This window comes from Streptomyces sp. NPDC047022 (assembly GCF_040644155.1).
Lineage (GTDB): Bacteria > Actinomycetota > Actinomycetes > Streptomycetales > Streptomycetaceae > Streptomyces.
In genome coordinates this window covers 1-25,060 of record NZ_JBEYVV010000024.1, presented here as the reverse complement: position 1 = coordinate 25,060, position 25,060 = coordinate 1, and the positions used below count along the sequence as shown (strand labels likewise).

The window sequence follows — 25,060 nt, the reverse complement described above, 5'->3', positions numbered from 1 at the left end:
CGCGGGTACGGGGTGTTGGCGCACCCCGGTACGCTTTCGGTATGAGCGCTGTCCCTCGTTCCGAAAAGCCGGTCGGCCGCCTCCGCCGCATGCTCGACCGGCTCTCCTCGTCGCAGGAGGACCTGGAGTCCGAGGAGCTGCGGGAGGACGCCGAGGAAACGGGCTGTACGCGCATCGGCGACTGCCACGACCGGCAGATCGTCACGGTTACTGGTACCTTGCGCACGGTCACGCTGCGTCCGCGGGCCGGTGTCCCCGCGCTGGAGGCCGAGCTGTTCGACGGTACGGCGGCCCTGGACGTGGTGTGGCTCGGCAGGCGCTCCATCGTCGGAATAGAGCCGGGACGCAAGCTGATCGCTTCGGGCCGGATCTCGATGAGCCGGGGCCGCAGAGTCCTGTTCAACCCGAAGTACGACCTCAGACCACTCGGACGGGAGTAGCCGGTGACGTCACTCGAGAAGCCGACCGAAGACGCCCAGCACGATTCACGGGCGGTGACCGAGGCCGCGCTCTTCGAGGCGTTCGGCGGGGTCCGCGGCATGGTCGAGACCGTGGTGCCGGGCCTGTTCTTCGTCACCATCTTCACGATCAACAAGAACCTGCACTGGTCGGCGATCGCCGCGCTCGTGGTGTCCCTGCTGCTGGTCGTGGTGCGCCTCGTGATGAGGGACACCGTCAAGCACGCCTTCAGCGGTGTGTTCGGTGTGGCGTTCGGCGTGGTCTTCGCGATGATGACCGGCAACGCGAAGGACTTCTATCTGCCGGGCATGCTCTACACGCTGGGCCTGGCCTTGGCGTACATCATCACCACGCTCGCCGGAGTCCCGCTGATCGGGCTGATGCTCGGCCCGGTCTTCAAGGAGAACCTCTCCTGGCGCACCCGCAACCCGGGCCGCAAGAAGGCGTACTCGAAGGCGAGTTGGGCCTGGGGCCTGATCCTGCTGGCCAAGTGCGCGATCCTGTTCCCGCTGTACTGGTGGGCCAACACCTCCCAGCTCGGCTGGATCCTGATCGCGCTGAAGATCCCGCCGTTCCTGCTGGCCGTATGGCTGACCTGGGTGTTCCTGGCGAAGGCCCCCGCCCCGATCGATGTCTTCGCCGAGATGGAGGCGGAGGAGCAGGCCGAGAAGGAACGCAAGGCGGCCGACGAGAAACCCGAGACGGCGGGCCGACACCGCCGGGAGTCCTAGCCAACTGGTCCCGCGCCCCTCCAGGAACGCGGGACCACACCGTTCAGGGGCGCGGGGAACTGCGCGATCCCCACACGGTCCCGCAGCCGACGGCGTACGGGAGGCCCCCGTTCAGGGGCGCGGGGAACTGCGCAATCCCCACGACGCACCCGCAGCCGACGGCGTACGGGAGGCCCCCGTTCAGGGGCGCGGGGAACTGCGCAAACCCCACGACGCACCCGCAGGCCACACCGCCCCGCCCGCGCAGCGCACCCGCTCAGCCCTGCTCGCGCCGCACCGAAAGCAGCTCCTCCAACTGCTCCTCCCGCGCCTGCGCGGCCACGAACAGCAGCTCGTCCCCCGCCTCCAGCGAGTCCTCCAGGGACGGCGTGAGCACCCGCGTACCGCGGATGATCGTCACCAGGGACGTGTCCTGCGGCCACTGCACATCGCCGACCTGCGTACCGGCCAGGGCCGACTCCGGGGGCAGCGTCAGTTCCACCAGGTTCGCGTCGCCGTGGCTGAAGCGGAGCAGCCGGACCAGGTCTCCGACGCTGACGGCCTCCTCGACGAGCGCCGACATCAGGCGCGGGGTGGAGACGGCCACGTCCACGCCCCAGGCCTCGTTGAACAGCCACTCGTTCTTCGGGTTGTTGACGCGCGCGACAACGCGCGGAACGCCGTACTCCGTCTTGGCGAGCAGGGATACGACCAGGTTGACCTTGTCGTCGCCCGTCGCGGCGATCACCACGTTGCAGCGCTGCAGCGCCGCCTCGTCCAGGGATGTGATCTCGCAGGCGTCGGCGAGCAGCCACTCCGCCTGGGGGACGCGCTCGACCGAGATCGCGGTCGGCGCCTTGTCGATCAGCAGGACCTCGTGCCCGTTCTCCAGGAGCTCGCCCGCGATCGAGCGGCCCACCGCGCCGGCACCGGCAATGGCGACCCTCATCAGTGACCGCCCTCCTCTTCAGGTCCTTCGGCGAACGACGCCTCGACCTTGTCGACGTCGTCCGAGCGCATCATCACGTGCACGAGGTCGCCCTCCTGCAGCACCGTCTGCGAGGTGGGCAGGATCGCCTCTCCCAGCCTGGTGAGGAACGCGACCCTGACGCCCGTCTCCTCCTGCATCTTGCTGATCTTGTGCCCGACCCACTTCGGCGAGGCGTGCACCTCGGCGAGCTGAACGCCTCCGGTGGGGTCGCGCCACAGCGGCTCGGCGCCCGACGGCAGCAGCCGGCGCAGCATCTGGTCCGCCGTCCAGCGGACCGTGGCGACGGTCGGGATCCCGAGCCGCTGGTAGACCTCGGCGCGACGGGGGTCGTAGATACGGGCCGCGACGTTCTCGATGCCGAACATCTCACGCGCCACGCGGGCGGCGATGATGTTCGAGTTGTCGCCGCTGGAGACGGCGGCGAAGGCGCCGGCCTCCTCGATGCCCGCCTCGCGCAGGGTGTCCTGGTCGAAGCCGACCCCGGTGACACGACGGCCGCCGAAACCCGAGCCCAGTCGTCGGAAGGCGGTGGGGTCCTGGTCGATCACGGCGACCGTGTGCCCCTGTTGCTCCAGGGTCTGGGCAAGAGCGGAGCCCACTCTTCCGCAGCCCATGATGACGATGTGCACGACCGTCCTTCCGATGTCATCCGATGTCAATGTTGCGGCTCAGTTGAAGTGCCGGGAACAGGGTCTCAGACCGCCGCCCAAGCTACACAGGCACGGTCCGAGTCGTGCACCCTTGTGCACGCGCGCCGGACCGTGTTGTGAGGTCAGCACCAGCTGACATAGCCCCCACCGCCTCCGCTGTGTCGTCCCGCATTTCACCCCGTTATGTAACTCCCAGGTTTCACTCGTGAGGCAGATCTCCATCGGTGGGTGGGCGACCCCCAGTTCGAACCCTTACGATCCTCTCTTGTGTCCAAACTGACCGACGTGCCCAAACGGATCCTCATCGGGCGCGCCTTGCGCAGTGATCGGCTCGGGGAAACGCTCCTGCCGAAGCGCATCGCACTCCCCGTCTTCGCCTCCGACCCGCTCTCCTCCGTGGCCTACGCGCCCGGCGAGGTGCTGCTGGTCCTGTCCATCGCAGGCGTGTCGGCCTACCACTTCAGCCCTTGGATCGCGGTCGCGGTCGTCGTGCTGATGTTCACGGTGGTCGCCTCCTACCGGCAGAACGTCCATGCCTACCCGAGCGGCGGCGGCGACTACGAGGTGGCCACCACCAACCTCGGCCCCAAGGCCGGCCTCACCGTCGCCAGCGCCCTTCTCGTGGACTATGTCCTCACGGTCGCCGTGTCCATCTCCTCCGGCATCGAGAACCTCGGCTCCGCGGTTCCCTTCGTCGTCCAGCACAAGGTGCTGTGCGCCGTCGCCGTGGTCGTGCTCCTCACGCTGATGAACCTGCGTGGCGTCAAGGAGTCGGGCACGCTGTTCGCCATTCCGACGTATGTCTTCGTGGCCGGCGTCTTCATCATGATCGCGTGGGGTGCGTTCCGGGGGCTTGTCCTCGGTGACACCATGCGCGCGCCCACGGCCGCGTACACGATCAAGGCGGAGCACCAGGGACTGGCGGGCTTCGCGCTGGTGTTCCTGCTGCTGCGCGCCTTCTCCTCCGGATGTGCCGCGCTCACCGGCGTCGAGGCGATCTCCAACGGCGTCCCGGCCTTCCGCAAGCCCAAGTCGAAGAACGCGGCGACCACCCTCGCGATGATGGGCCTGCTCGCCGTCACCATGTTCTGCGGCATCATCGCCCTGGCCATGACGACCAAGGTCCGCATGGCCGAGAATCCGGCCACGGACCTCCTCCACAACGGCATCGGGCTGGGCTCCGGCTATGTCCAGAACCCGGTGATCTCCCAGGTCGCCGAGGCCGTCTTCGGCAAGGGCAGCTTCCTGTTCATCGTGCTGGCGGCGGCCACCGCGCTGGTGCTGTTCCTCGCCGCGAACACCGCCTACAACGGCTTCCCGCTGCTCGGCTCGATCCTGGCCCAGGACCGCTATCTGCCGCGCCAGCTCCACACCCGCGGCGACCGCCTCGCCTTCTCCAACGGCATCGTGCTGCTCGCGGGCACGGCGACCCTGCTGATCTTCATCTACGGCGCCGACTCGACCCGCCTGATCCAGCTGTACATCGTCGGCGTGTTCGTGTCCTTCACGCTCAGCCAGACCGGCATGGTCAAGCACTGGAACCGGCACCTGGCCACCGAGACGGACCAGGCCAAGCGCCGCCACATGGTGCGTTCCCGCGCCATCAACGCGTTCGGCGCCTTCTTCACCGGCCTGGTCCTGGTCGTCGTCCTGGTCACCAAGTTCACGCACGGCGCCTGGGTCGCCCTGCTGGGCATGTGCATCTTCTACGCGACGATGACCGCGATCCGCCGGCACTACGACGGCGTGGCCGAGGAGCTCGCCGCTCCCGAGGGCCCGAGCGACGACAGCGCCCGCCCCTCCCGGGTCCACTCGGTGGTGCTCATCTCCAAGATCCACCGACCCACCCTGCGCGCCCTCGCGTACGCCAAGCTGCTGCGCACGGACACCCTCGAGGCCCTCAGCGTCAACGTCGACGCTGCGGAGACCAAGGCGCTCAAGGACGAGTGGGAGCGGCGCGGCATCGACGTCCCGCTGAAGATCCTCGACTCGCCCTACCGCGAGATCACCCGCCCGGTGATCGAGTACGTGAAGGGCCTGCGCCGGGAGTCCCCGCGCGACGCCGTCTCCGTGATCATCCCCGAGTACGTGGTGGGCCGCTGGTACGAGCACCTGCTGCACAACCAGAGCGCGCTGCGGCTCAAGGGCCGGCTGCTGTTCACACCGGGCGTCATGGTGACCTCGGTGCCCTACCAGCTGGAGTCCTCGGAGGCCGCGAAGCTGCGGGCCCGCAGGCGCCAGGACTGGAGCGCGCCCGGCGCGGTGCGACGGGGCCCGGCGGAGCGGGCCAAGGAGTCGTCGGCCTCGCAGGGCTGAGGCCGTCCTCGCTCGTGGTGAACGGCCGGACAACACCCACGTAGACTGGTGGGCTGTTGTCCGGCCGCGCCTTTGCCGCGTCCGTTCCGTCGTTCCCTTCCCTCGTCCCCTCTCGTACCTGGAGTCGACCCACCATGCAGGCAGAACCGAAGAAGTCCCTGGTGGGGGAGGAGTACGAGGTCGAGATCGGCCCCGTGGCCCACGGCGGCCACTGCATCGCCCGCACGGACGAGGGCCAGGTCCTCTTCGTGAGGCACGCCCTGCCCGGTGAGCGGGTCGTGGCGCGGGTGACGGAAGGGGAGCAGGGCGCGCGCTTCCTGCGCGCGGACGCCGTGCGGATCCTCGACGCCTCGAAGGACCGTATCGACGCGCCATGCCCGTACGCGGGCCCCGGCCGCTGCGGCGGCTGCGACTGGCAGCACGCCAAGCCGGGCGCCCAGCGCCGACTCAAGGGCGAGGTGATCGCCGAGCAGCTCAGCCGGCTCGCGGGCCTCACCCCCGAGGAGGCGGGCTGGGACGGCACGGTGGTTCCGGCCGAGGGCGACAAGCTTCCGGCGGGTGAGGTCCCGAAGTGGCGTACGCGGGTGCAGTACGCGGTGGACCCCTCCGGCAGGGCGGGCCTGCGACGGCACCGCTCGCACGAGGTGGAGCCGGTCGAGCACTGCATGATCGCCGCCGAGGGCGTCAGCGAGCTGGGCGTCGAGAAGCGGAGCTGGACGGGCATGGACTCGGTCGAGGCGATCGCCGCTACCGGCTCGCAGGACCGCCAGGTGATCCTCACCCCGAAGCCCGGCGCACGGCTGCCCCTGGTGGAGCTGGACCGGCCGGTATCGGTGCTCAGGGTCGACGAGCGGGTCGGCGGGGTGCACCGCGTCCACGGCCGTCCCTTCGTCCGTGAGCGGGCCGACGGCCGTACCTACCGCGTGGGCGGCGGCGGTTTCTGGCAGGTCCACCCGAAGGCGGCGGACACCCTGGTGACGGCGGTGATGCAGGGACTGCTGCCGCGCAAGGGGGAGACGGCGCTCGACCTGTACTGCGGCGTCGGCCTGTTCGCCGGCGCACTCGCCGACCGGATCGGAGAGCAGGGCGCGGTGCTCGGCATCGAGTCCGGAAAGCGCGCGGTGGAGGACGCCCGCCACAACCTGGCCGACTTCGACCGCGTCCGCATCGAACAGGGCAAGGTCGAGTCGGTCCTGCCGCGCACCGGCATCACCGAGGTCGACCTCATCGTCCTGGACCCACCGCGCACGGGCGCGGGCCGCGGCATGGTGGCCCACCTGTCGTCCCTGGGCGCCCGCCGCATCGCCTACGTGGCCTGCGACCCGGCCGCGCTGGCCCGCGACCTGGCCTACTTCCGCGACGGCGGATACCGGGTGCGGACACTGCGGGCGTTCGACCTGTTCCCGATGACGCATCATGTGGAGTGCGTTGCCATCCTTGAACCGGTAGCTAAGGGTTCCTGACCTGCTGGTTTATAGTTCCGGTGAACCTGCTCGACGTGCTTTCGAGGCTGGGACGGGTACACCGTGTCGAGTGCGTTGCGCTTCTTCATCTACTCAGGGCAGCGGGGTTCGTGGGGTCCGCTGCACGAATGGGTGACATGTGAACTGGTCTGCCCTGTGGAGTGGGTGGGAAGGGTGTCGCTGTGTCCACTCCTTATCCAGCAGAGTTCCGCGAGGATGCCGTGCGGGTGGCCAGGAATGGCGGGCCCGGGTGTGACGGTCGAGCAAGTGGCCGCCGACTTCGGGGTCCACGCGATGGCGCTGTGGGAGCGGATGCGCCGGGCGGACATCGACGATGGAGCCAAGACCGGAACGAACAGTCAGGAGAGTGCGGGACTACGCAGGCGCACTTTCCTGGAAGGCGATCTACCCGGTCGTGAAAGAGCCGGCCGCCGGAGGGGTGCTTGCTCCTCGAACTCGACGAGAAGCGCTGGGACCCCGAGTTCCTCTACGAGGAGTGGGAGCAGGTGATCCTCGGCCAGTCGCTCGGCACCCGCAAGGCGTACTTCGACGCCCGCCGGGCCGGACGGGGCCGTTCCGTCAGCCGCCCCGACCGTGCCCAGATCTGGAAGATCCTGGAACAGTTCACCACCCGTCTCGACAAGGAGAACCGCGAGACCTGGGGGCAGGCCGCCGAACGCGCCGCCCGCTTCGAGATGCAACGCGCCGACAAGATCAGGAAGCGCCAGGAGTACAAGGACGAAATCGGCGGCCTGGATCTCAAGCACCGCGACGACAGCTCCGGCATGTACTACCTGGGCCACCGCTACAAGCACGTCGTCGTCGACGAGGCACAGGACCTCCGCCCCGCCCACTGGAAGATGCTCCGTGCCGTGGTCGCTTCCGGCGACGACGACATGTTCATCGCCTGGCGACACCCACCAGCGCATCTACGACCAGCAGGTCACCCTGGGGACTGTGGGCGTCCACATCCGGGGCCGCGCGGCCCGCCTCACCCTCAGCTACCGCACCACCCGCGAGATCCTGAACCGTGCCATGCAGGTGGTGAACCCCAAGAACGGCGGGATCACCTTCGACGACCTCGACGACGGCACTGACAACCTCGACGGCTACCGCTCGGTCCTGCGCGGCCCGGCCCCCGAACTCGTCCCCTGCGACTCATGGGACGACGAACTCGCCAAGCTCGGCACCACGCTGCGGGCCTGGCGGGAAGAGCTTGCCACCGGCGGCGCCGACGGCGCACCCCGCGACCCGCGCGGCACCATCGCGGTCTGCGTCGCCGACCGCGAGGCCGTCAACCAGGTCATGTACCACCTGGCGACCCAGGCCGGCCTCACCGTCGCCGAACTCACCAAGGACGGCGCGAAGGGAGACGGCGACATCCACGTCGGCACGATGCACCGCTTCAAGTGCCTCGAATACCAGCGGCTCGCCATTGTCGGCGCCCGCGACGGCGTCATCCCCCGTGCCTCGGTCGTCCAGCGCTACCGCGACACGGACCCGCAGCGACTCGCCCGCGAGGAACTCAAGGCCCGCTCCCTGCTGTTCGTCGCGGCGACCCGGGCCCGCGACGCCCTGCGCATCAGCTGGTACGGCAGGCCGAGCCCGTACCTGCCGGTCTAACGGCGTCCCAGGAACCCCGCCCACGCCTCACGCGACACCCGCAGGACGGGTCCGGCCTCGGCCTTGGAGTCACGGATGTGCACGACTCCGGGGTCGGCGGCGACCTCTACGCAGTCGCCGCCCTCGGCTCCGCTGTAGCTGCTCTTGAACCACGCGACCTCTACGCACTGGCCGCCCTCGGTGTTGCTGTAGCTGCTCTTGAACCAGGTGAGTTCGGACTCGGCGGTGTTCATAGCTCTCCCAGCAACTTCTCGATGAACTGCGAGGACTCTCGAGGACTGAGAGCCTGTGATCGGATGATCCCATAGCGTGCGGCGGCGAGAACCGTCTGTTCGGGGTCGGCTTCGAGTGTGCTGAATGTGTGTGTCTCGGAGTAGACGAACTTCTTGCCGTCCTTCCGAGTGACGACGGTGAACGGCCCGTTCACGCCCGCGTTGTCCTCGCAGTCGAGCGGCATGACCTGGATCTCGACGTTCCGCTTCTGCCCGATCAGAAGGAGGTGCTCCAACTGGCCGCGTAGTACGCCCATGCCGCCGTAGCGGTGCCGCAACACCGCCTCGTTCACTACGAACCCCAGTAGTGGCATGGGCCGCCGGTCGAAGATGTCCTGCCGGGCCAGCCGCGCGGTTACCCGCTGATCGATCGTCTCCTCGTCCAAGGACGGACGCCGCATGGCAAGCAGGGCACGCATGTACTCCTCGGTCTGGAGCAGGCCGTTGACGATGAGCGCGTCGTACATCAGCAGCTCAAGGGCCTCCTTCTCCAGCTTCGCCATCCCTTGAAAGAACACCGGGTACTGCGCCCTCTCCACCTGCTCCTTCCACACCGTGAGCAGCCCCTCCGCCCTCAGCGCCTCGTCCACCTTGTCGATGGTCCTGGGGGACGGGATCCGCCGTCCCTGCTCGAACGACGCGACCGTGGACGCCGAGTAGCCGATCCGCCGTCCCAACTCCTCGCGTTCCAGGCCCGCCCGCAGCCGCAGTGTCTTCATGGTCTGGCCGAACGCGGCGACCACGCCCCGGCCCGAGGCGTCCGCCGCCTGGCCCGCGGTGCCCTCTTCTTCCGTAACCTCGGTCACCTCTGCCGCCTCCCTGCCCCAACGCCCGTCTCCGGGACGGCGTCACGCCGCGCCGCTCGTACTCGTACCGACACCGCGCGTACAACCGGCCCGCGTCAGTGCGTCACCGCTGGTCACGCTACGCGACCGAGGACAACCGTTGTCGGCATGACGAACAAACCCGGCAGCGCCTTCGAGATGCGCTTCACCTCCACCCCGCGCGGCGCCCGGCTCGCCCGCAGGCTCGCCGCCCACCGGCTGGACACCTGGGGGATCCCGTACGGCGGCGGCCCGCACGAGTCGATCGCACTGGTCGTCGGCGAGCTGACCGCCAACGCGGTGCGGCACGGGCAGGTCTCCGGCCGGGACTTCCACCTGCGCCTGTACGTGACCGGACCGGCCGCCGCGGTGGTCCGGATCGAGGTCACCGACACCCGCGCCGAACGCACACCGCCCCGCCCGGAGGCGCTGCGTGCGGCGGACCCCGAGGACACCGCGGGCCGGGGGCTGGTCATCGTCGCGGGGCTGGCGTCCCGCTGGGGCTGGCACGCGCGGTCCGACGGGCCGGGCAAGACGGTGTGGGCGGAGTGCGCGGCCACACCCCTGGTGTGAGACGAAAACCAGACATCACGCACCGGCGAGGGCGGAGGTCGGGAACAATGGACCCACGATGACCTCGCCCGACTACAGCCCGTTCGCGCACCTCACCGCGCCCAACTCCGCCCTCTACCGTCGGGTGATGCGAGCGTTCCTCGCCGCCAAGGAGCGGTTCGCGGTGCATCTGCGGCCGGAGGACGTGTTCGCGGCGCTGGACGCGGACGCACGGCCCGGTGACGTCGAGTCGGTGGTGAAGGCGCTGGACAGTCTCGTCGGTTGGGGGAACCTGCGGGCAGATCCCGACCATGCGCGGGTGACAGCCGTCGAGGACTTCTACCGCAGGCGGTTCATCTACCAGCTCACCCGGGCCGGTGAGGCGGCCGAGGCGGCGCTCGGGACGTACGACGCGACGCTCGGCCGGCGCGGGGAACTCCAGGCGGTCGCGCTGCACGACATCGTCACGCAGCTGCGAGCGCTGCTGGTGATCGCCCAGGAGGACGAGCCGGACCCGGCCAAGGCACATATCGCGCTGTCCGTCCTCACGGCTCGCTTCACCGACCTCGCGGACAACGCGCGTGCCTTCATGGGGTCGTTGCAGCGCACCATCGACCTGCACGACATCGAGGTCGAGGCGTTCCTCGCCTACAAGGACAGGCTGATCCAGTACCTGGAGCGGTTCATCCAGGATCTGATCACGCTCGGCGGGCGGATCGCCCTGCTCATCGGCGAACTGGAGGAACAGGGCAGGGTGGAGCCGCTGCTGGCCCTCGCCGCCGGGCGGGAGGCCGCCGACGCCGCTCCCGAGGAGGCCGAGCGGGCGGAAGCGGCGGCGTACGAGAGGTGGGCGGCGCGCTGGTCCGGGCTCGCCCAGTGGTTCGTGTCGGAGGAGGACCGGGAGTCGCAGGCCCGGCTGCTGCGCGGGCGTGCCCTCGGCGCGATTCCGCAACTTCTCGCCGTCGTACGGCAGCTGAACGAGCGGCGGGCCGGACGCTCGGACCGCTCCGCCGACTTCCGCACGCTGGCCCGCTGGTTCGCCCAGGCGCCCGACGACGAGACGCGGCACCGGCTGTGGCGGGTGGCCTTCGGACTGCACTCGTCCCGGCACCTCACCGTCGACGCCGACACCCTCGCCGAACGCGCCGCCGCCCCGGAGCCTGCCGCCACGCCTTGGGCCAAGGCGCGTCCCCTGCGGATCAGCCCCCAGCTGCGCCGTACCGGAAGCTATGAACGCCGGGGCAAGCCGCGCCGGGTCGCCGACCGGGGCGAGGCGAAACGGCGGCTCGCCGAACTCGCCGCCCGGCAGACGGCTCAGGCCGGACAGGCCCGCGACCGGCTCGCGACGGGCGGGCCGGTACGGCTGTCCCGGCTAGGAGAACTCGACCCCGTCGCCTTCCAGTTGTTCCTGCGCCTGCTCGGCGACGCCCTCGCCACCTGGCGGCCCGGCATGACCACCACGACGGCGACCAGTTCGGACGGTTCGATGGAGATACGGCTGACCGCGCTCGACGACGGCACGACGGCCGAAGTGAACACCCCCGACGGGGTGTTCAGCGGCCCCGACCACCTGATCGACATCGTCGACCTCACCGCGACCGGGGAGACGGGGGAGGACCGATGACCAGCCCTTCCGGCCCCTCCGGTCCCCTGGCGGAGGTCCTCGAAGGCCAGCGCGAGGCCGAACTCCAGCGTGCCGCACGCGCGTTGCTGAAGGAGCCGCTGCTGACCGCCGACGGGCCGTACGCCGACGAGTTCCGGCTGGTGCGCCGGCACGCCACCGCGCTGCGCGACTGGTTCGAACGCAACGTCGGCTGGACGCTGCGCACCGACGCCGACGCGGCCCGGCTCCGCAAGACACCCGGCACCCTCACCGACGCCACCCACCCCGCCCGCGAGGCGGCCCGCACCGCCCTGCCCTTCACCCGCCGCCGCTACGTCCTGCTCTGCCTGACCCTCGCCGCCCTGGAGCGCGGGGAGGCCCAGGTCGCCCTCGGCCGCCTCGCCGAACAGGTCGTCCTGGCCGCCGCCGACCCCGAACTCCTCGCCGCCGGAATCGAGTTCACCCTGGAGCGGCGCGACGAACGCCTCGACCTGGCCGCCGTCGTACGCCTGCTGCTCCGGCTCGGGGTGCTGCGGCGGGTCGCCGGTGACGAGGAGGCCTATGTCAGCGGCTCCGGTGACGTGCTGTACGACGTACGCCGACGCGTCCTCGCGGGGATGCCCGCCGCCCTGCGCGGCCCCTCCCTGATCGAGGCGGAGGACTTCGTGGGACGCCTGACGGAGATGACGGCGCGGACCGCCCTCGACAGCGACGAACTGCGCTTCCGCACCATCCGCTGGACACTGACCCGCCGCCTCCTCGACGACCCCGTGCTCTACTACGACGACCTCACCGACGACCAACTCGCCTATCTCACCCGGCAACGCGGCTTCATCACCGCCCGGATCACCGAACTGACCGGCCTGATCGCAGAGGTGCGGGCCGAAGGCATCGCCATGGTCGACCCGCTGGACGACCTGACCGACGTACGCATGCCGGAACAGGGCACCCACGGCCACATCACCCTGCTCCTCGCCCAGCACCTGGCCCAGGCCGACCGGCCCGTCACGGTCGCCGAGCTGGCCGCGCACGTGCGCGAACTCGCCGCGCAGCACGGCAATTTCTGGTCGAAGACCGCCCGCGAGCCGGGAGCCGAACCGGCGCTCGTGGCCCAGGCCCTGACCAAGCTCCAGGCCCTCGGGCTCGCCGAGGACACCCCGCGAGGCGTCGTGCCCCGCCCCGCCCTCGCGCGGTACGCGGTCGGCGACGCCGTCATCACCACCACCGGCGACGAAGGGTGACCCGCGCCGTGACCGCCCCGCCCGCGCAGACCGTACGGACCGAGCCCCCGGCGTTCGTGCTGCCCGCCCCCGCGCCCGGCCGGTGGCGGCCCCTGCGGATCGGGCTCGTCGACCTGTTCCACTACGACGTGGAGGAGTTCTGGTTCCGCGACGGCCGACTGCTGCTGCGTGGCAACAACGGCACCGGCAAGTCGAAGGTGCTCGCCCTCACCCTGCCGTTCCTGCTGGACGGAGACCTCTCCGCGCGCCGTGTCGAGCCCGACGGCGACCCCGGCAAGCGCATGGAATGGAACCTGCTTCTGGGCGGCGAACACCCTCACCCGGAACGTCTCGGCTACACCTGGATCGAGTTCGGGCGGCTCGACGACACCACCGGCGAGGCCCACTTCCGCACCCTGCTGTGCGGCCTGAAGGCCGTCGCCGGACGCGGTATCGCCCGCCACTGGTTCGCCGTCACCACCCAGCGGATCGCCGCCGGACTCGACCTGCTCGACGCCACCGGCACCGCCCTGTCCCGGGACCGGCTCGCCGAGGCCATCGGCGGCCACGGCATGGTCTACGACACCGCCAAGGCGTACCGCCGCGCGGTCGACGAGGCCTTGTTCGGACTGGGGGAGCGGCGCTACAGCGCGCTCGTCGACCTGCTCATTCAGCTGCGCCAGCCCCAGCTGTCCAAGCGGCCCAACGAGGCAGCTCTGTCGCGGGCGTTGACGGAGGCGCTACCGCCGATGGACCAGGCGGTCGTCGCCGACGCGGCGGAGGCGTTCCGGTCGCTGGACGAGGAGAAGGAGGAACTGCGGGCGGCACGCGAGGCCCAGCAGGCGTCGTCGGCGTTCCTCGACCACTACCGGCGCTACGCCCGCATCGCCGCCCGGCGCCGGGCCCGCCTGCCCCGCGCCGAACACGCCCGCTACGAACACCTCCAGCGGGAACTCGTCAGGGCACAGGCCGACCACGACCAGGCCGTCACTGACCGTACCGAGGCGCGGGACCGCGCGACGGCGCTCGCCGAGCGGGCGGCACGGCTCAGCGCGCAGGACGCGGCACTGCGCTCCGGGCCCGAGATGCGCGACGCCCGCGCCCTCGACCAGGCGGCGGCCGACGCCTCCCGGACGGCCGGGGACACCGTCCGCTTCGAGGCCGACCGGCAGCAGGCCGCCGAAGCCCACACCCGGGCCCTCGGCCGGCTCGCCACCGCCACGAACCGGCTGACCGCCGCCCGGGAAGCCCTGGACGACATCGAGGGCAGGGTCGCCGACAGCGCGGCGGCGGCCCGCATCGACGTACCCAGGACCTCGGGAGCCCCCACCCCGGCCCTGCGCCGGGCCGCCGACGAGGCCATGGCGAGCAGACGGCGGGCCGTGGACCATGTGGAGACCCTGGTGACGGCGGCCGAACGCGCGGAGGAGGCCCGTAGGACCGCCGGGCTGCGCGCCGACGAGGCCGACGAGGAGGCCGGGCGCGGCGCCGCGCAGCTGGCCGAGGCGGAGGAGTTGGTCGCGGAGGCCGGACACGCCCTGGTCGCGGCCGTCCGGGAGAAACTGTCGGGGTTCGCGGAACTCCGCGTCGACGGGCTGCCGGGGTTGCTCGACGCCGTGCAGGGCTGGACGAGCACTCTGGACGGACCCCATCCGGCCCGACTCGCCGCCACCACCGCCCACCGCGTCCTCGGCGCCCGACTGGCCGACCGGGGCGCCGCCTTGGCCCAGTCGGAGAAGGCCACCGCCGAACGCCTGCGCCAGGGCGCCGAGGAACTGGCCGCTCTGGAAACCGGCGGACAGCGCGGACCGGCCGCCCCGCACACCCGCACCGCCGACGTCCGCACCCGCGCCCTCGGTGCTCCGTTGTGGCGTCTCATCGACTTCCGCCCGCACGTGAGGAAGGAGCAACAGGCAGGCTTGGAAGCTGCGTTGGAGGCCTCCGGGCTCCTCGATGCCTGGGTGCGGCCGGACGGCACGGCGGTGTCGGCGCACGGCCACGATGTCCTTCTCGACCCCCTCGACCTGCCCACCGGCAACGGACTCGACCGCGCGCTCTGCCCGGCCGTCGACCACACCGACGCCGGGGCCGCCGCCGTCGGCGAGCAGACCGTCCAGCGCCTGCTGGCCGCCATCGCGCTGGTGGACACGGACCAGGACGGTGACAGCCGTACCTGGGTCTGTGCCGACGGTCGGTTCCGGGTCGGCGCGCTCACCGGCGGCTGGGCCAAGGACAGCGCCCAGTACGTGGGGGAGAAGGCCCGGGAACAGGACCGCAGGAACCGGATCGCCGAACTGCGCATCGCGCAGGCGGCCATGGAGGTCGAACGGGAGCAACTCGTCGAGGAGCGACGAGTGGTGTCCGAACGGCGCACTGTCCTGGACGCCGAACTCGCCGCCGTACCCGTCGAGGACGACCTGCGCCGCGCCCACGCCCGGCTCGGCGCGGCGGCCGAAGCCGTCCAACGGGCCCGTACCCGGCAGCGGGAGCGGGCCGCCGAACTGTCCCGCGCGGCGACCGAAGCCGACCGCACGGCCAACGAACTCGGCGACACGGCAACCGACCTGAACCTCCCCGCCGGACGGGATGGTCTGGCGGCCGTGCGGCACGCGCTCGCCGACCACGCCGTGCACCTCGCCGCGCTCTGGCCCGCCTCGCGCGAGCGCGCGGACGCCGAGCAGGCGGTCGACGCGGAACGCACCGAGACCGACCGTGCCGAGCGGCTCGCCGCAGAGCTCGCCGAACGCGCCACGGAGGCGGCCCGCCTCGCCGCGGCCGCCGACGAACATCTGCGCACCCTCCGCTCGACCGTCGGAGCGGCCGTCGCCGAACTCCAGCGGCTGCTGGAGGAGACCGGGGAAGCCGCACGCGCCTGCGAGCGCGAACAGCAGCGCGCCCAGGAGGACATCCAAGCCGCCGACCGGCGGGCCGGCCATGCCGAGGGGCGCATCGAGCGGCTCGCCGATGACGTCACCGACGCCACCGCCGCGCGCGAACGGGCCGTCGCCGCGCTCCAGCGGTTCACGGCGACCGGACTGCTCGCCGTGGCCCTCCCCGACCTGCCCGTACCGGACGAGGACGGCGGACCCTGGGCGGCCACCCCCGCCGTGACCCTCGCCCGCGCCATCGAGTCCCGCCTCGCCACGACCGAGGACTCCGACGCGGCCTGGGAACGCATCCAGCGATATCTCAGCGAGGAACTCGGTCGGCTCCAGGACGCGTTGTCCCGGCACGGCCACACCGCCACGGCCCGCCCCGGCGAGGACGGCATGCGCGTCGACATCGTCTACCAGGGCCGCGAACGCGCCGTACCCGAGCTCGCCGAAGCCCTCGCCACCGAGGTCGCCGAACTGACCCGCATCCTGTCCGCGCACGAACGCGAGATCCTGCAGACCCACCTGATCACCGAGGTCGCCGGCACTCTTCAGGAACTGATCGGTTCGGCCGAACGCCAAGTACGTGCCATGAACAGGGAGCTGGAGGAGCGTCCGACGTCCACGGGCATGAAGCTGCGCCTGGTCTGGCGCGCCTCCCGCCGCGCCCCGCAGGGGCTGGCACAGGCCAGGGACCGGCTGCGCCAGTCCGCCGACGCCTGGTCACCCGAGGACCGGGCCGCCGTCGGCGCCTTCCTTCAGGAGCAGATCGCCCGCCGGCAGGCCGACGACCGTACCGGCAGCTGGCAGGAGGACCTCACCGCCGCCCTCGACTACCGAGCCTGGCACGAGTTCGGCGTCGAACGCCACCAGCACGGCAGATGGGTGCCCGCCACCGGCCCCGCCTCCGGCGGTGAACGTGTCCTCGCCGCGTCCGTCCCCCTGTTCGCCGCCGCCTCCTCCCACTACGCGAGCGCGGGTGGCGCCCACGCCCCGCGCCTCGTCACCCTCGACGAGGCCTTCGCCGGAGTCGACGACGACTCCCGCGCCAAGTGCCTGGGCCTGCTCCGTGCCTTCGACCTCGACGTCGTCATGACCAGCGAACGCGAGTGGGCCTGCTACCCACAGGTCCCCGGCATCGCCATCGCCCAGCTGTCCCGGGTCGACGACATCGACGCCGTGCTGGTGACCCGGTGGGAGTGGGACGGTGGCGAACGGCGACGCGGCCCCGAGCCCGGCACCACCGCGGGCCCGGCACCGGTTCCTTCTCCATTCCCCGGCCCCGCCCCTGAAACCGGCGCGCTCGACGCTTTCCGCGCCACGGTGGAACCGGGCACCCCGTGGACGTGAACCCGTCGGCGGCCGAGGCGAAGGTCGACGCTGAACGGCTCGGACGGCTGCTCGGGGACCCGGGACTGGCCTGGTTCCTGGAGCGCGTCAGACAGCGGATGGCGGCTGGACGGCCGCTCACCGGGACGGTCACCCTGGCACGCCCCGACGACCTCCAACGCCGAGCCGCCGAGCGGTTGCTGGGACGCCCTCCGAGCGCCGGACGGTCCCTGACCGTACGCCTCGACACGGTGGACGAGGTCCTGCGCCGCTCCGGCGTCAGTCCCGACGGCCTGGAGACCGCCGTGGTCGCCCTCACCGGGCCTGTCGTACCGCGCGCGGAGATACGGGACAGACTCGCCGGGGCGTGGGAGGAGGCACTGGCCCCGCTCGCCGCCGTCAACGCCGAACTGGCCGACTGGGCCGGTCAGATCCGCGAGGACGGTCTCGTACGGCGACTCGCCCGCACCCCCGAGGCCGCCGGCCCCCTCGTCACCGCCGCCGTACGGGCACTGCGCGCACTGCCGGCCGACCCCCCGATGTCACGGGCGGCGTTCGCGGCACTGCGGCTGACCGGTGCCCATGCCCTGGACGAAGGAACCCCGCTCGCCACGCTCGTGCTCTCGGGGATCCGTGCGCTCACCGGCTTCCCCGACGGAGCCGGCGCCGAGTGGCGACGCGAGGCCTGGGCTTCGGCCGGACTGCTCAAGGACGACCTGTCATCCACCGTCCTCACCCTCAACCTGCGCGGCACACCCGCCCTCGACTGGATGGCCGACGAGGGCGAACCCACGGTCCTGACGCTGCGTTCCCTCACCCGCCGGACTGCGAACGGGATCACGACGGCGACCGGAGACGTCCACGTGTGCGAGAACCCGGCCGTCCTGTCCGCCGCCGCCGACGCCCTCGGCCCGGCATGCCCGCCCATGGTGTGCCTGCAGGGACAACCCTCGGCGGCGGCGCTCACCCTGCTGCGCGGCCTGTCCGCACGCGGAGCGGTTCTGCTCCACCACGCGGACTTCGACTGGGGAGGGGTGCGCATCGCCACTGCCCTTGGGCGAGTGGCCCCATGGCGCCCCTGGCGGTACGAAGCCGCCGACTACCAGGCGGCCGTGGCCGGGATATGCGAGCCGCAGTACCTGACGGGAACGGCCTCCGCGACGCCGTGGGATCCGCGCTTGGCCACCGCGCTGACCGAGCACGGAGTACGTGTCGAAGAGGAGTCGATTCTCGATGCTCTGCTCTCGGATCTGCGGACCGCGGCTCACTGACAGACGTGAGACGGTGCCGAGGCTCCTCGACCGGCGGTTGACGAGCCCCGGGCCTCGACAAGTCTGCGCAGCACCAGCCATAGCTGGAGAAGCAGCTCCACATCCCTTCCGCCCGAATGAGACTGGTTTGTTGGTCATGACGCTCGTTTGACGCTCTGGGCGCCAGCGTGCGGAACGATGGGCCGCTAATCAGGATCTGACCTGGGCTTTTCCTTAACGCCTTCAAGCTGACTCCTTTCCGATGACCCACCATGTGGAGTGCGTCGCGATCCTCGAACCTGCCGCGAAGGCATCCTGACCTGCTGTTTCGCGGCGTGTCATGCGGGCGATGACCGGACGCCGGAACGACGCTAGGGGGCGTCCGCGGACCGTGGCGGCTCCGAGAGTCTGCGCTCAAGGTCGCGCAGGTCCTTGCCGATGGACGAGCGGACCTTTCCCGCCATGATGGGCGCGGCCAGGCGGTAGTAGCCGCCGGCGTCGCCGCGGACCCGGATGCGGGCGAGTGTGCCGCGGGGGTGCGGGGCGAAGGCGTAGGTGATGTGCATGGGCATCGGGCCGGCCACCGACACCATGTCCAGCAGCCTGGCGGGTTCGTACGCGTCGACGCGCAGCACGTAGTCGATGCGCTTGCTGAGGAAGTACGCGGTACGGGTCACCTCGGCACCCACGCCGAACTCGCCTGAGTCCCCTTTCCGGGTCAGCGCGGCCTCCCGGATGCCCTGGGTCCAGTAGGGGTCGTTGCGCCAGTCCATGGCGTAGGCCGCGACCTGTTCGGGCGGGAGCGGGATCACCCGCTCCGCCGTCTCGTCGATCGTCATCGTTCTCCTGCGTCCTGTCGTGTCGTCGGCACCCGTACAGCCCCCGGGTGCCGTCTACTTGGGTGGTAGACCGAGTGCGTACCCGAGTCCCTCCTCGATCCAGGCGAGGAGCGCGGCCTCCTCCGCGAGCGCGGACGCGGCGACGGTGACCCAGCCGCGCATCGGGCGGCCGCTGAAGTCGAAGGCGCGCGCGCCCGGCCGGGCCAGTGCGGCCTCGGTACTGGCGGGGCCGACGCGGACGATCAGCTCGTCCCCTACGACCCCGACGGCCATGTTGCCGTGGCACAGGAACGAAAGGCCGCCGAACATGCGCTTCTCGGTGATGTGGTCCTGCGCTCCTAGGCGCCCGCGGATGCGCTGGGCGAGTCCTTCGTCGTATGCCATGGCGGTCCTCAGAGGGTGAACAGGGGTTGCGGGGTGGCGGTTTCGGCGTACTGCTTGAGACGGGTCATGAGCTGTCCCCAGGTGTAGGCGGCCGGGGGCAGGCCCGGGTCGCCGTCCTGCCAGCCCGTGTGGCGGAAGAGGACCCTGGTGCCGGATGTGCCGGGGATGTCGGTCAGCTGCCAGGTGATGACGGTGCCCGACCAGTGCGGCGGGAAGGCGCCGACGGACGTCCAGCGGACCTCGTCCTCGTCGGCCCTGTCCCGGCGCAGCCGGAACGGTTCGGGGATCTGGGGGAAATCGAAGAAGAGGGTGTCGTCCTTACGGTTCACGCCGGTGGTCCACCAGCCGGTGAGGCCGTCATGGGTGTTCAGGGCTTCGTGAACCGCGGCGCGCTCGGCGTCGACGTCGACCTGGAATGCGATCTCGGACATGGGTCGTGCTCCTGGTGATGCGGGCTGGGCGGGGGATTTCAGACGGTGAAGTACGGGACCGGGCTGCCGGTCTCGATGTACTCCTTCAGGCGCAGGAACATGCCCGCCCAGCCCATCGTGACCTCGCGGAACATGTCGTCGATCTCGGCGAAGCCGGTGTGGTCGAACCGCACCACCGTGCCCCCTTCGGGGTGCGCCTCCAGGGCGTAGACGATCTCGGTGCCGATCCACTGCGGCGGGCCGGCGACCACGGTCTGTACGAGGCGCTTGCCCGGCTCCGCCGCCTCGATGCGGAAGTCCCAGGTCATCGGCGCACCGGGGAAGGAGAGCCGGTGCAGGGCGCCGACGCCCTCGCCGATCTCGGCCCCGGTGGTGAACCAGCCGGCCACGCCCTCGGCGGTGGAGATCGCCCGGTAAACGGTGTCGGTGGCGGTGTCGATACGGATCTGAAGCGCGATGTCGGCCATGGGTGTCCCTTCGTGTGCGGTCCCGGGCCGGGTCGGCCTGGGACGTGCTTTAGTCGAGACTAAAATGAAGTCCCCGGCGTTGGCAAACTGAAGTAGCGACTAAAATGACGCGCATGGATGCGGTACGGGCGGTCGCCGAGCCGAGACGGCGAGAGATCCTGCGCCTGATCTGGGACGCGGAGCTGTCCGCCGGAGAGATCGCCGAGCGCTTCGACGTCACCTTCGGCGCGGTCTCGCAGCACCTCAAGGTGCTGAGGGAGTCGGGCCTGGTTACGCTGCGCCAGGAGGGCAAGCGGCGCTACTACCACGCGGACCGCGAAGCCATGGGGCCCCTGGCCGACTACCTGCAGTCGATGTGGGCCACCAGGCTCGACACCCTCGCCGAGTTGGCGGAGGCGGCCGAGCGGAACGAGAGGTCCGGAGGGACGGCTCAGTGAGCACAGGCGTAGTCACGGTGGAACGGCGCATCGCCGCCCGGCCCGAGACCGTGTTCTCCTTCTTCACCGACCGGGAGAAGTGGCTGTCCTGGATGGGCAAGGACGGCGAGTTCTCCTTCGAGGCGGGCGGGGCCTACCGCACGAACATCACAGGTGAGAACGTTGCCGAGGGCCGTTTCGTCGTGGTCGACCCGCCCCGTCGACTGGTCTTCACCTGGGGCTGGGCCGAGGGCGGCATGCCCGTACCGCCCGGCTCCACCACCGTGGAGATCACCTTGGAACCGGTCGCCGACGGCACCCTGCTGCGCCTCGTCCACAGCGGACTGCCCACACCCGAGGCATGTGCCGCGCACGAGGAGGGCTGGACGCACTACAGCGAGCGCCTTGCGGCACGAGCGGAAGGTGTCGACCCCGGCCCCGACGAGTGGATGTGACCGCGCTTCAGCAGCGCGGTGAGCAGCCGGCTCGGCTCGGGCTTCAGGCAGGTGCCTCCACGTCGAGCGTTCGCGTCTCGTGGGGGAGGTGGTCGCCCAGATCGGCGATCAGGTCGTCGCGGAGGGCGGCCACGGACGGGTCCTCCCAGCGGTTGTGCCATTGGTGGGGGTCGTCGCGCACCTGATAGAGCTCCCCTTCGGCGCCGTCGTACTCAATCCAGGTGGGCGTCAGAACGGATTCGCCCCAGACCTTCTCCAGCCCATTGGGCCGGCCTGCCGTGGACTTCCCGTAAGCGGTACAGAGCCAGCCGTCGCGATAGATGGTGCGCATGTGCATGCCGTAGCCGGGGAACTGGCTGTCCCATTCGCACAGGACACGCTCGTGGCGGCCTTGCCCATCAGCCACAGGCAGGGCGTTGCCCTGCATCCAGGTTGCCGGGGCCAGGCCGGCGATCGCGCAGAACGTCGGAGCGAGGTCGAGCTGCCCGACCGGGTCGCTGATCACCGCCGGGGCGATGGGGCCGGCGGAGGGGGCAGGGCGCCAGACCAGGGGTAGTCGCATGAGGGCGTCGACGTGGAAGGGGCCCTTGTAGAGGAAGCCGTAGTCGCCTTGCATCTCCCCGTGGTCGGTGGTGAAGATCACGTCGGTGTCGTCCAGCAGTCCGCCTGCGGCCAGGCAGGCCAGGATGCGGCCGCATGCCTCGTCGATCAGCTCGTTCATGACGTGGGCCCGCGCGTTGATCTCCCGGATCTGGTTGTGCGTCAATCTCTTCGGAACGAAGGCCATGGGGCCGCCTTCGGCGTTGGCCCAGCTGCCGTCGTAGTAGGCGAGCCAGTGGGCGGGCCTGTTCGCGAGGATCTTCCGGATCTCCTCGTCGCTGCCCGGGTGAGCGGCCGGGAGGTCCAGGTCGCGCCAGTTGATGCGGGACATCTCCGTCTGCGGCGGATCCCATGGATGGTGCGGATCGGGGAAACTCACCCAGCAGAAGAAGGGATCGGCCGGACTGTGGGCTCGTAGCCATTCGATGGCCCGGTCGGCGACCCAGTCGGTGTGGTAGAGGTCGCGGGGGATGACGTTGTGCTTGGTCTCTGGAGCGCCGGTGTCGCCCCCGGGTTGCGCGCCGAGCAGGTCGGCGTAGGAGTGGAGGTACTCGGCGTGGGCCTTTGCCAGCCACTCGCCATAGTGGCCGATCCGGAAGTCGTTGAAAGCCGCGGCGTGTGCGGCCTGGATCGCGTAGTCGAAGCCCCGCCATGAGCCCGTGGCGCCGGTCGCGGCGCGTCGGGTTTCCGTGTAGCGGTACCCGGGGTCGAAGGCCGGTTCGAAGTGGGCCTTGCCGATCAGGGCTGTACGGTAGCCGGCCCGATCGCGTAACAGGGCCGCGACGGACGGCGCGTCTTCCGGCAGGGGGATTCCGTTGGCAACGACTCCATGGGTGCGCACGTACTGGCCCGTGAGCATCGTGGAACGGGCCGGCATACACACGGTGTTCTGGTTATAGGCGCGTTCGTACCGGTAGCCGGCCGCCGCCAGTCCGTCCAGGACGGGAGTACGAGCCACGGTATTGCCGTTGCAGCCGAGCGCGTCGTAACGCTGCTGGTCCGTGGTGATGAAGAGGATGTTCCGAGTCACGGTCAGTCCCTCCCCGTGCAGCACAGCAGGACGGTCGCGGCCAGACCCCGGTCGCGGTGCTCGGACGCCTCCTGGTACCGGTGGGCCGTCACCATCTCGATGAAGGCTTCCTTCGACGGGTAGGCAACCAACGCCACCGCCTCCCAACCGTCGAGCGCCGGGTCGCCGATGAGAACGTGCCGGACGAGCCCGACCCACCTCACCTCCGCTCCCACCTCGGCGAGTTGTTCGCGGACCAGTTCTTCGTAGCGTCCGTACTCCTCGGGCTGCTCGGTGAACTTGAGCAGGTTGAGCATGACGATCTCCCCACTCGTGTCGCTCCGGAGCAGTCCGGTCACCTGCTCGGGGGTGGGGACGAGACCGGACGTGCGCATCACGGAACCTCCTCGATGAAGGACGCGATGACGTCGACGACGCGGTCGGCGGCGTCTTCCTGCAGGAAGTGGCCGGCGTTGCTGACGGTGGTACGGCGGGCCAGGGGGAAGACCGCCAGGAAGCGCTCCTCACCGCCGCGGGTGATCGGGTCGCCGTCGCTGAAGGCGGTCAGGACCGGGCGCCTGAAGTCCGCGAAGGAACGCCAGGCACGGCGCTGGTCGGCGGCGGCGGGATCGTCGGGGTCCGTGGGGACCAAGGAGGGCAGCGCCCGCGCACCCGCCTGGTAGCCCTCCTCGGGAAAAGGAGCGTTGTACGCGGCCCGCACTGCCGGGTCGACGGGGTTCAGGGTCCCGAACCCGACGACAGCACCGGCATCGAAGACCGGAACGGACTTGGCGAACTCCTGCCAGGCCAGAAAGGGGTCCGGGGGCTTGGTGTCACCGGTGGGCAGGCCGGTGTTGGCGAGGACCAGCCGCGCGAAGCGCTCTGGGGACTCGGCCACGAGCCGCAGACCGATCATCCCGCCCCAGTCCTGGCCGAACAGCGTGACGTCCGACAGGTTCAGTCCTTTGAACAAGGCATGGGACATCCACGCCACGTGACGCTCGAACGTGTGATCCGACTGCGAGGCGGGTTTGTCCGAGCGCCCGAAGCCGACCAGGTCCGGGGCGAGGACCCGATGGCCGCGATCGACCAAGCCCGCGATGATGTGCCGGTACAGATACGACCAGGTGGGCTCGCCATGGAGCAGGAGCACCGGTGCCGCCCGGGGAGGGCCCTCGTCCACGTAGTGGACCCTCAGCCGGCCCGAACTGCCGTCCAGCGGTGGGACGTCGAGGTAGCGCGGCCGGTACGGCCAGTCGGGCAGACTGGCGAAGCAGTGATCGGGCGTGCGGAGAACGCGCATGCCTACCTCCTGGCCGTGGCCACAGATTTAATTGCAGACTCTAGGAAACTAGTTTGTGAGTCAACCCCCATACGAGGACCGCCCCATGCCGAACTTCGACAGCAACGGCGCCGACCGCACGGACGGCCGTGTGGAGCGAGGACGCCAGACACGAGCGCGCATCATCGACGCCGTGCTGGAACTCGCGGAAGAAGGCGAGGCGGCGCCGACTGTCGCGAAGATCGCGGCCCGGGTCGGCATTTCCGCCCGGCTTGTGCACCATCACTTCGGCAGCATCGAAGACATCATCGACAAGGCCATCGACCACCGCCTCCAGGAACTCATACGCCGCCAGCCCCGGCTGCCCACACACGGGCCCGTCCAGCACCGCATCGCGGCACTCGTCGCGGCACGGGCGGACGCACTGGAATGGATCACACCTCTGCGCCTGACGACCGTGAGGCTGGAACAGCAATCGGCCAAGCTGAGGCGCTGCCGCGACACCGCGCTCGCCATCGCCGGGACACAGCTGGAGACCGTCTTCGAAACGGAACTCTCCGCACAGCCCGAGGAGCGGCGTCGGCTGCTCCTCGCCGCCCTGGGCACCGCCACGTCCTGGGAGGCATGGCATCATCTCCGTTTCGCCAACACCCCGGAGCAGGCCCAGCAGATCATGGCCCTGACCGTTGAGTCGCTGCTCGCGATGGGCGGACGGGAACGACCCGTGGGAGAGGAACACGTCTGAAGGGCGTCTCCTTCGTCTGCATGATGTCCGCCGATGCGAACGGTCCGTTTCGCGCAGCGTGCGGTGGGCGGCGCGGTCCGTGGAACCGCGCCGCCCACGTGTACCGGCGGGGTGGTGGTCAGGCCGCCGTGCCGTCCAGGTCGGTGTCGGGGATCCATGAGCCGTGGATCCCGGCGGTCACCCGGCGGGGCAGGTGGACGGTGGCGACCCGGTCGAGGCCGGAGGCGTCGAGGACCAGGAGCTGGGAGGCGTCCTGCTTGAGGTCGGAGACGACGGTGAGCAGGTAGCCGTCGTCCT

The 25,060-nt window shown here is 70.5% G+C and carries 24 protein-coding genes and 1 pseudogene; 13 read left to right on the top strand and 12 right to left on the bottom strand.

Annotated features, from left to right (window positions below; genetic code table 11):
• The first annotated feature begins 41 nt into the window (after positions 1–41).
• Both ABZ845_RS22710 and ABZ845_RS22705 read left to right on the top strand, forming a co-directional pair.
• The gene (locus ABZ845_RS22710) at positions 42–440 is read left to right on the top strand and encodes an OB-fold nucleic acid binding domain-containing protein (protein WP_360982460.1); all 399 of its coding nucleotides are present in this window, start codon (positions 42–44) and stop codon (positions 438–440) included.
• Between the two features lie 3 nt (positions 441–443).
• Positions 444–1,190 carry a DUF3159 domain-containing protein gene (locus ABZ845_RS22705; RefSeq protein ID WP_360982458.1) on the top strand — a complete coding sequence of 249 codons (747 nt, stop codon included), beginning with the start codon at positions 444–446 and terminating at the stop codon, positions 1,188–1,190.
• A gap of 256 nt (positions 1,191–1,446) precedes the next feature.
• On the opposite strand, the gene ABZ845_RS22700 is transcribed toward ABZ845_RS22705, so the two are convergent.
• Both ABZ845_RS22700 and ABZ845_RS22695 read right to left on the bottom strand, forming a co-directional pair.
• Positions 1,447–2,118 (bottom strand): TrkA family potassium uptake protein, encoded by a 672-nt coding sequence (locus tag ABZ845_RS22700; RefSeq protein ID WP_360982456.1) that lies wholly within the window; start codon positions 2,116–2,118, stop codon positions 1,447–1,449.
• On the bottom strand, positions 2,118–2,789 hold the full coding sequence (locus tag ABZ845_RS22695) for a TrkA family potassium uptake protein (protein ID WP_360982454.1): 672 nt from the start codon (positions 2,787–2,789) through the stop codon (positions 2,118–2,120). Before ABZ845_RS22695 ends, ABZ845_RS22700 begins: the two co-directional genes overlap by 1 nt.
• 288 nt (positions 2,790–3,077) lie before the next feature.
• Between ABZ845_RS22695 and ABZ845_RS22690 the strand changes: the two genes are divergently transcribed.
• The 3 genes and pseudogenes from ABZ845_RS22690 to ABZ845_RS22680 form a co-directional block, all read left to right on the top strand.
• On the top strand, positions 3,078–5,126 hold the full coding sequence (locus tag ABZ845_RS22690; RefSeq protein ID WP_360982451.1) for an APC family permease: 2,049 nt from the start codon (positions 3,078–3,080) through the stop codon (positions 5,124–5,126).
• A 134-nt stretch (positions 5,127–5,260) separates the two neighbouring features.
• Positions 5,261–6,589 carry a class I SAM-dependent RNA methyltransferase gene (locus tag ABZ845_RS22685; protein WP_360982449.1) on the top strand — a complete coding sequence of 443 codons (1,329 nt, stop codon included), beginning with the start codon at positions 5,261–5,263 and terminating at the stop codon, positions 6,587–6,589.
• Between the two features lie 443 nt (positions 6,590–7,032).
• Positions 7,033–8,212, top strand: a pseudogene (locus ABZ845_RS22680) (UvrD-helicase domain-containing protein); the annotation flags it as partial.
• Here ABZ845_RS22680 and ABZ845_RS22675 read toward each other — a convergent pair.
• Both ABZ845_RS22675 and ABZ845_RS22670 read right to left on the bottom strand, forming a co-directional pair.
• Entirely contained in the window at positions 8,209–8,445 is a 237-nt protein-coding gene (locus ABZ845_RS22675) for a DUF397 domain-containing protein (protein WP_360982447.1), read from the bottom strand. The pseudogene ABZ845_RS22680 and the gene ABZ845_RS22675 overlap by 4 nt on opposite strands.
• Positions 8,442–9,290, bottom strand: a complete 849-nt coding sequence (locus tag ABZ845_RS22670; protein WP_360982445.1) for a helix-turn-helix transcriptional regulator — start codon at positions 9,288–9,290, stop codon at positions 8,442–8,444. The genes ABZ845_RS22675 and ABZ845_RS22670 overlap by 4 nt, the downstream gene beginning before the upstream one ends.
• A 147-nt stretch (positions 9,291–9,437) precedes the next feature.
• Here ABZ845_RS22670 and ABZ845_RS22665 point away from each other — a divergent pair, with 147 nt between their 5' ends.
• The 5 genes from ABZ845_RS22665 to ABZ845_RS22645 are packed head-to-tail and all read left to right on the top strand — an operon-like array spanning position 9,438 to position 18,156.
• Positions 9,438–9,881, top strand: a complete 444-nt coding sequence (locus ABZ845_RS22665) for an ATP-binding protein (RefSeq protein WP_360982443.1) — start codon at positions 9,438–9,440, stop codon at positions 9,879–9,881.
• A gap of 58 nt (positions 9,882–9,939) precedes the next feature.
• Positions 9,940–11,484, top strand: coding sequence for a TIGR02677 family protein (locus ABZ845_RS22660; protein WP_360982441.1), 1,545 nt, complete (start codon positions 9,940–9,942; stop codon positions 11,482–11,484).
• Positions 11,481–12,704 carry a TIGR02678 family protein gene (locus tag ABZ845_RS22655; RefSeq protein WP_360982439.1) on the top strand — a complete coding sequence of 408 codons (1,224 nt, stop codon included), beginning with the start codon at positions 11,481–11,483 and terminating at the stop codon, positions 12,702–12,704. The genes ABZ845_RS22660 and ABZ845_RS22655 overlap by 4 nt, the downstream gene beginning before the upstream one ends.
• A gap of 8 nt (positions 12,705–12,712) precedes the next feature.
• Positions 12,713–16,906 carry a TIGR02680 family protein gene (locus tag ABZ845_RS22650; protein WP_360982437.1) on the top strand — a complete coding sequence of 1,398 codons (4,194 nt, stop codon included), beginning with the start codon at positions 12,713–12,715 and terminating at the stop codon, positions 16,904–16,906.
• Positions 16,897–18,156, top strand: coding sequence for a TIGR02679 family protein (locus tag ABZ845_RS22645; RefSeq protein WP_360982435.1), 1,260 nt, complete (start codon positions 16,897–16,899; stop codon positions 18,154–18,156). Before ABZ845_RS22650 ends, ABZ845_RS22645 begins: the two co-directional genes overlap by 10 nt.
• A gap of 350 nt (positions 18,157–18,506) precedes the next feature.
• On the opposite strand, the gene ABZ845_RS22640 is transcribed toward ABZ845_RS22645, so the two are convergent.
• From ABZ845_RS22640 to ABZ845_RS22625, 4 genes are read right to left on the bottom strand one after another with little or no spacing between them, the layout of a single operon-like run.
• Positions 18,507–18,974, bottom strand: coding sequence for an SRPBCC family protein (locus ABZ845_RS22640; protein WP_360982433.1), 468 nt, complete (start codon positions 18,972–18,974; stop codon positions 18,507–18,509).
• 54 nt (positions 18,975–19,028) lie between these two features.
• On the bottom strand, positions 19,029–19,358 hold the full coding sequence (locus ABZ845_RS22635) for a TfoX/Sxy family protein (RefSeq protein WP_360982431.1): 330 nt from the start codon (positions 19,356–19,358) through the stop codon (positions 19,029–19,031).
• A gap of 8 nt (positions 19,359–19,366) precedes the next feature.
• Positions 19,367–19,789: an SRPBCC domain-containing protein gene (locus ABZ845_RS22630; RefSeq protein ID WP_360982429.1), complete on the bottom strand. Its 423-nt coding sequence runs from the start codon at positions 19,787–19,789 to the stop codon at positions 19,367–19,369.
• A 38-nt stretch (positions 19,790–19,827) separates the two neighbouring features.
• Positions 19,828–20,256: an SRPBCC domain-containing protein gene (locus ABZ845_RS22625; RefSeq protein ID WP_360982427.1), complete on the bottom strand. Its 429-nt coding sequence runs from the start codon at positions 20,254–20,256 to the stop codon at positions 19,828–19,830.
• A 113-nt stretch (positions 20,257–20,369) separates the two neighbouring features.
• Between ABZ845_RS22625 and ABZ845_RS22620 the strand changes: the two genes are divergently transcribed.
• Both ABZ845_RS22620 and ABZ845_RS22615 read left to right on the top strand, forming a co-directional pair.
• Positions 20,370–20,693, top strand: coding sequence for a metalloregulator ArsR/SmtB family transcription factor (locus ABZ845_RS22620; protein WP_360982425.1), 324 nt, complete (start codon positions 20,370–20,372; stop codon positions 20,691–20,693).
• Positions 20,690–21,127 carry an SRPBCC domain-containing protein gene (locus tag ABZ845_RS22615; RefSeq protein WP_360982423.1) on the top strand — a complete coding sequence of 146 codons (438 nt, stop codon included), beginning with the start codon at positions 20,690–20,692 and terminating at the stop codon, positions 21,125–21,127. The genes ABZ845_RS22620 and ABZ845_RS22615 overlap by 4 nt, the downstream gene beginning before the upstream one ends.
• Before the next feature lie 43 nt (positions 21,128–21,170).
• Here ABZ845_RS22615 and ABZ845_RS22610 read toward each other — a convergent pair whose 3' ends face one another.
• The 3 genes from ABZ845_RS22610 to ABZ845_RS22600 are packed head-to-tail and all read right to left on the bottom strand — an operon-like array spanning position 21,171 to position 24,039.
• Positions 21,171–22,757: a sulfatase-like hydrolase/transferase gene (locus tag ABZ845_RS22610; protein ID WP_360982421.1), complete on the bottom strand. Its 1,587-nt coding sequence runs from the start codon at positions 22,755–22,757 to the stop codon at positions 21,171–21,173.
• Between the two features lie 2 nt (positions 22,758–22,759).
• Complete coding sequence (locus ABZ845_RS22605) at positions 22,760–23,131, bottom strand: DUF1330 domain-containing protein (RefSeq protein ID WP_360982419.1); 372 nt, start codon at positions 23,129–23,131, stop codon at positions 22,760–22,762.
• Positions 23,131–24,039, bottom strand: a complete 909-nt coding sequence (locus ABZ845_RS22600; RefSeq protein WP_360982417.1) for a haloalkane dehalogenase — start codon at positions 24,037–24,039, stop codon at positions 23,131–23,133. The genes ABZ845_RS22605 and ABZ845_RS22600 overlap by 1 nt, the downstream gene beginning before the upstream one ends.
• An 85-nt stretch (positions 24,040–24,124) precedes the next feature.
• On the opposite strand from ABZ845_RS22600, the gene ABZ845_RS22595 reads away from it, so the two are divergent.
• The gene (locus ABZ845_RS22595; RefSeq protein WP_360982415.1) at positions 24,125–24,763 is read left to right on the top strand and encodes a TetR/AcrR family transcriptional regulator; all 639 of its coding nucleotides are present in this window, start codon (positions 24,125–24,127) and stop codon (positions 24,761–24,763) included.
• A 118-nt stretch (positions 24,764–24,881) separates the two neighbouring features.
• On the opposite strand, the gene ABZ845_RS22590 is transcribed toward ABZ845_RS22595, so the two are convergent.
• Positions 24,882–25,046, bottom strand: a complete 165-nt coding sequence (locus ABZ845_RS22590) for a carotenoid oxygenase family protein (RefSeq protein ID WP_360982575.1) — start codon at positions 25,044–25,046, stop codon at positions 24,882–24,884.
• Positions 25,047–25,060 lie beyond the last annotated feature (14 nt).